The organism is Xanthobacter autotrophicus, from assembly GCF_030015065.1.
Lineage (GTDB): Bacteria > Pseudomonadota > Alphaproteobacteria > Rhizobiales > Xanthobacteraceae > Xanthobacter > Xanthobacter autotrophicus_D.
On record NZ_JAIVFN010000190.1, the window covers coordinates 1 to 5,174 of the forward strand.

The window sequence follows — 5,174 nt, forward strand, 5'->3', positions numbered from 1 at the left end:
ACAGCTCCAGCACGCCGAGAATCTCCCGCTCCCCCGGCGTGGGCTTTTCATGGGCGATGGTCCAGGGGCGGCCATCGGGCTTCGTGCCCTCGGCCCGCATCTCGCCGTCGATGCCCACCAGCCAGGAGGACAGGCCCGCCGCCGTCATCTCCCGCGCCAATTCGTCCACGCCGAAGCCCTTGGCGATGCCGGAGAGGTCAAGCCGCAACGGCGCCAGCCGGCGCGCGCGACAGCCGGCCGGATCGAGCTGAAGAGTTTTCGGCGGCTCGAACGAGGGACGGCCGGCAATCGCGGCGATGCGCCCGCCATCGGGCACGCGCGCGCCGCCGCCGAAGCCCCAGGCCTGGACCAGATCGCCCACGCCGATATCGAACGCCCCCTGCGACAGGCGGCCGATCTCCAGGGCCGTGGCGAGTACATGCGCCAGTTCGCGGGGGATCTGCACCCAGGCGCCCACCGGCGCGGCGTTGAGCCGCTCCAGATCCGACTCCGGGCGCCAGGTGGACATCTGCTGCTCCACCCGCTCGACGGCGCCCTGGAGGCGGTGGGTCAGCGCCGCCTCGTCCACATCGCCGCCCGCATGGAACACGGCCGACCAGCGCGAGCCCATGGCGGGGCCGCTCAGGGCGTGGCGATGCGGGGCCTCAGTAGACATCTTCGACATAGCGCCCGCACGACTTGAGGGTGGCAAGATCGAGGCCGAGCGGGCGCACCACCGGCTCGAAGGCGCGGGTCACCGCATCGGCCATGTCGCGGCCGCCGCACACCAGAATCTGCGCGCCCTGCTTCAGCAGTTCCCGCAGGCGCGGCGCATCGGCGGCGATCCGGTCCTGGACATAGGCGCCCCCTTCCACATCCCGCGAGAAGGCGGTCTTGAGGGAGGTCAGGCGCCGTTCCGCCAGATGCTGGGCCAGTTCATGTTCGTACAGGAAATCGGAGGCGGCGCTGCGCCCGCCCCAGTAGAGATGCATGGGCCGTTCTTCCGCATTGGCGCGCACGAAGCCGGCAAGCGGGCCGATGCCGGCCCCGGCGCCGACGAGGATCAGCGGCGCGCGCCCCGCCGCCGGGCGGAACGCCGGATTCTCGCGGATGAAGGCGTTGATCGCGCCACCCGGGGCCAGCGCATGCAGGAAGGTGGAGCACAGCCCGCCTTCCCGCAGCCGCACGCAGATCTCCAGCACCCCGTCGCGGGTGGACGAGGCGAGCGAGTAGAAGCGGGGCATGGTGTCCCCCGGCGGCACGATCCCCGCCAGGTCCCCCGCCGCGAAGGCCGGCAGGCGGCCGGGCGTGCCGGTGCGCGGATCACGCGGGGCCTGAAAGCGCAGGATCGCCACCGGCGTGCCCAGCGCCTCGCCATAAAGCTCACGCCCGGCGAGCACCAGCGGCACGGTCTTCGGCGGCTCGGCCACGTGGGAGAGCGTGAGGTCGTGCCCCAGCACGGCGCCGAGGTCTTGCCCCCATTGGGCGAATTCCTGGGCCGAGCGCCGGTCCACCCGCTTCAGCGGCAAGAGGCGCGGGCACCCTTTGGCCTCCAGCGCGTCGGCGACCTCCTGGGCGAACCGGCAGAAATGCGGGAAGTTGCGATCGCCGAAGCCCAGCACCGCCACCGGCGGACGCCCCGGCACGCGCGCGAGGCGGGACAGGAAGCCCTTGGCCGAGGCCGGCGCATCGCCTTCGCCATAGGTGGCGGTGAGGATCAGAAGCCGGTCGGCGGCAAGATGTGCCGCGCCCACCTCGTTCATGGCGGCGATGTGCACCCGGTGCCCGGCGGCAGTAAGGGCGGCATGCAGGGTGCCGGCGAAGCCCCAGGTGGAATTGCCTTCGCTGCCCACGAGAATCACCGTATCGGCGCCGCGCGCGGGCGCATTCGCGGTGAAGCGCGGACGGGCCGCCCGCCGGCGCGCCCACAGGATGATGCCGGTGGCGCCCAGCATCGGCACGGCGGCCGAGGAGAGCCCCAGCAGCAGGCCGAGCAGCCACGCGCCCCGCCCGGTGTGGAGGGTGCGGACAAGATCATTGATCCGCTCCAGCCCGGTGGCCGGGGCGAAGGCCAGGGCCGCGCCGGTGGCGGCGTCGATCTGCGTCTCGCCGGCGGCGGTGCGCAGGGTGAAGATGTCGGTGGGATCGGCGGGATCGGGGAAGCTCAGCTCGCGCAGCTCCGCCAGCGGCACGGATCGCAGCGCGGCGAGGGTGCCCACCGGCGCCGGCGTGCCGCCGCTCGCGGTGACGGCGGGGGCAATCCCCTGCGCCTCGGGGATGAGGCCGAAGGTGCCGGCGGACATCCACAGGCCGGTGAGGGAGGACAGCACCAGCCCGGCGACGGCCAGCCGCCCCAGTTCGCCGTGCCAGCGCTGGGCCGGCGTGCCGCGGATCGGCCGCAGCAGCGCCCCCGCGCCGCCGAGCCGTCGCGCGAGCAGCAGCATGCCAGACACGCTCAGCGCCAGCATGGCCAGCGCGCCCAGCCCGGCCGCGGCCCGGCCCGCGTCGCCGGCCAGGAAGGAGCGGTGGAGACTGGTGATGAAGCGCGTGGTCTCAGGCACCTGATAGGGTCCCAGCCCCGTGCCGGTGGCCGGATCGACCCGCTCCACGCCGCGCGCGTCGCCGTCGTCGAAGGCCACCGTGAGGCTGCCATCCGGCCGCTGGCGGATGGCGCTGATGCCCGGGTGGCGCGCGGCGACTTGCGCCGCGAGGCCCGCGACGCTGGTGCCCGCAGGCACCGCTGGAGCCGCCGCGCGGTCCAATGCCGGCTGAAGCGAGAGCACGGCACCGGTGACGGCGACCACCGTGAGGCCGAGCGCCAGCACGACGCCCGGCAACCCATGAAGACGGCGCAGCATGTTGATGTCCGTTTCGGTCAGAAGGTGACGGTGAGGGACTTGACGTAGCCCTTGCCGGCAAAAGGCTTGCCGGACGCGGCGGCCGCGAGCGGCGCCACCACCTCGGAGGGATTGTCCATCCCGTCCTCGACCGAGGTATCCACATGCACCTTGTAGCCGGCGTCGATCATGGCGTCGGCGAGGTCGAGGGTGATCTTCAGCGTCTTGCCGGAGCCGATGCTGGCGCCGGTGATGCCGTCGATCTCGGTCGCCCGCCCGCCGGAGGCGCGCTGCCAGTCGGAGAGGTGGCGGTAGTATTTCGCCTTGCCGCCGGCCATCCACAAGGTGCCCTTGTAGGCCCCGGCGGCGTCGGTGACGTAGAGCACCACGTAGGCGCCATTGCCGCCGTAGCGCTTCAGCGCGGTCTCGAAGGTGACCTGCCTGGCTTCGGCGAGGGTGGGGGCCACCAGCGCGGCGGTTGCGGCCACGGCGGGGAGAACGAATTTCATCGGTCGGCTCCTGGAAGGGAAAAGCGGGGAGGGGCTCATTGCACCTCGACCTTGGGCCGGGCCTTGCCGTTGAAGAGGCCGTTGTCGGGCACCGGCGCGCTGGGATCGGCGGGGCCGGTCTGGGGCAGGGCGTTGCGACCGCCGCGGCGGTCGTCGTCCTCATCATCGTCGTCGTCATCCTCGCGGTGACGGCGATTGTGGGCGCCATCGCGCTTGTGCTCGGACTTCGAGTCCGCAAAGCGCATGGCGCCGTCCGGGCCGGAAGCCTCCCGGCGCTCGTGCCGCTCGTGCCCGGACAGCGACAGGGAATGGAGGTCCGACGCCGCCAGGGCGATGCCGATGCCCGTGGTGGACAAAAGGAGAGCCGCTCCGATCAGGGTGCGCGTTTTCATGGATGCCTCCCGGCTGGTTGGTGTTGACCGGGCTCACCCTCGTGCGTGCACCTGACGGCGACCTGAAGCGCGAGCGCTATTACGTTCAGCTTCCCGTCAGGATCGCGGTCGGAAAGCGCACGGTGACCTGGAAGCCGTCCGCCTCCCCCGGGATCGGCGAGGCGAGATCGAGCCTCAGCCCGGCGCCACGGCACACGGCGGCGGCGATGGCGAGGCCGAGGCCGGTACCCTCGGCCTGGGTCGGCCCCCGCTCGAACGGGCGCAGCAGCGCCGCCAGCCGGTCGGCCGGCACCACCGGGCCGCGATTGGCGACCTCGAAGCCGTCAGCGCTCAGCCGCACATGGATGGGGGTTTCGGGCGCGCCGTGCTTCAGGGCGTTCTCGATGAGATTGCGGGCGAGGACCGCGAAGGCATCCGGGTCGAGATCGCTGACCGGGCCGCCGTCCGGCGGGATCGCCACCACAAGGTCTGAGCCCCGCTCGGTCTGGTGGTCGAGTTCGGCGATCACGTGGCGCAGCACCGGGCCGAGCGGCGCCGGATGCTCGGCCAGCAGGCCGCCGCCTTCGGCCTTTGCCAGTTGCAGCAGCTTCTCGGAGAGGCGGGTCAGGCGCCGGAGCGCGCCGGCCACGTCCCGCGCCCGCTGGCGGGGGGCGCCTTCGGGTAGTTCGGCCAGCAGGCGCTGGGTCTGCGCCAGCGCGGCGGCGATGGGGGTTCTCAGCTCGTGGGCGCTGTTGGCGGTGAAGCCCCGTTCCGCCTCCAGTGCGCCGCGCAGGCGCTCCATCAGCGCGTTGACCGAGGCGGCGACGGGCGCCATCTCCTCCGGCAGGCCGTCCGCCGACACCGGCGTGAGATTGCCGCGGCCGCGCGCCGCGATGGCCCGGCGGAACGCCAGCACCGGCTTGAGCGACAGCCGGACCGAGAGCCAGACGCCGGCCAGCGCGATGGGCACCAAGGCGACGAGGGGCCAGATCAGCGCCATCACGGCCCGCCGCACCGCCGCGGCGCGGTGGCCGAGTTCCTCCGCCGTGGTGACGACAATGGTGCCGCGCACCGCCGCCTCGGTGTAGGTGCGCAGCCGATCGGTGGTGTGGAAGCCCGGGGCAAGGCCCGGCGGGATCGCCATCAGCTCCGCGTCGCTGGACTGGAGCAGCACGCGCCCCGCGCCATCGCGCACCACATAGGTGATGTATTCCCGGTGGGCCCCGATGGGCGCCATGTGCTGCGGGGCGTCCCCGGCCTCGCGGGAGAGCAGCTCGGAATAGGCCAGCGGCAGCACCCGCTGCGCCACCTCCTGGAGCGCGCTGTCGAACACCTCGCCGATCTCGTGCCGCAGCACCAGTCCCGCCACCGTGGCCGCGGCGAGCCACAGCGCCGCGACCGAGGCCGCGAGCCACAGCCCGAGGCGCCGGCCCAGGCTCCACCGGCGGGACTGGCGAGGGCCGCTCACGCCCCCGCTC

At 73.0% G+C, this 5,174-nt stretch carries 5 protein-coding genes; all 5 read right to left on the minus strand.

Translation table 11 applies throughout. The features are described 5' to 3' along the window. The coding region (locus K9U40_RS21890) for an FAD:protein FMN transferase (RefSeq protein ID WP_282892229.1) at positions 1–655 on the minus strand (655 nt) is incomplete at its 3' end. Then, on the minus strand, positions 645–2,837 hold the full coding sequence (locus K9U40_RS21895) for a PepSY domain-containing protein (protein WP_282892230.1): 2,193 nt from the start codon (positions 2,835–2,837) through the stop codon (positions 645–647). The genes K9U40_RS21890 and K9U40_RS21895, both read right to left, overlap by 11 nt. A gap of 17 nt (positions 2,838–2,854) precedes the next feature. Next, positions 2,855–3,325 (minus strand): DUF2271 domain-containing protein, encoded by a 471-nt coding sequence (locus tag K9U40_RS21900; protein ID WP_282639127.1) that lies wholly within the window; start codon positions 3,323–3,325, stop codon positions 2,855–2,857. Positions 3,326–3,360: 35 nt separating this feature from the next. Continuing rightward, the gene (locus K9U40_RS21905; protein WP_282639128.1) at positions 3,361–3,717 is read right to left on the minus strand and encodes a hypothetical protein; all 357 of its coding nucleotides are present in this window, start codon (positions 3,715–3,717) and stop codon (positions 3,361–3,363) included. Positions 3,718–3,802: 85 nt separating this feature from the next. Beyond that, positions 3,803–5,164 carry a sensor histidine kinase gene (locus K9U40_RS21910; RefSeq protein ID WP_282892231.1) on the minus strand — a complete coding sequence of 454 codons (1,362 nt, stop codon included), beginning with the start codon at positions 5,162–5,164 and terminating at the stop codon, positions 3,803–3,805. Positions 5,165–5,174 lie beyond the last annotated feature (10 nt).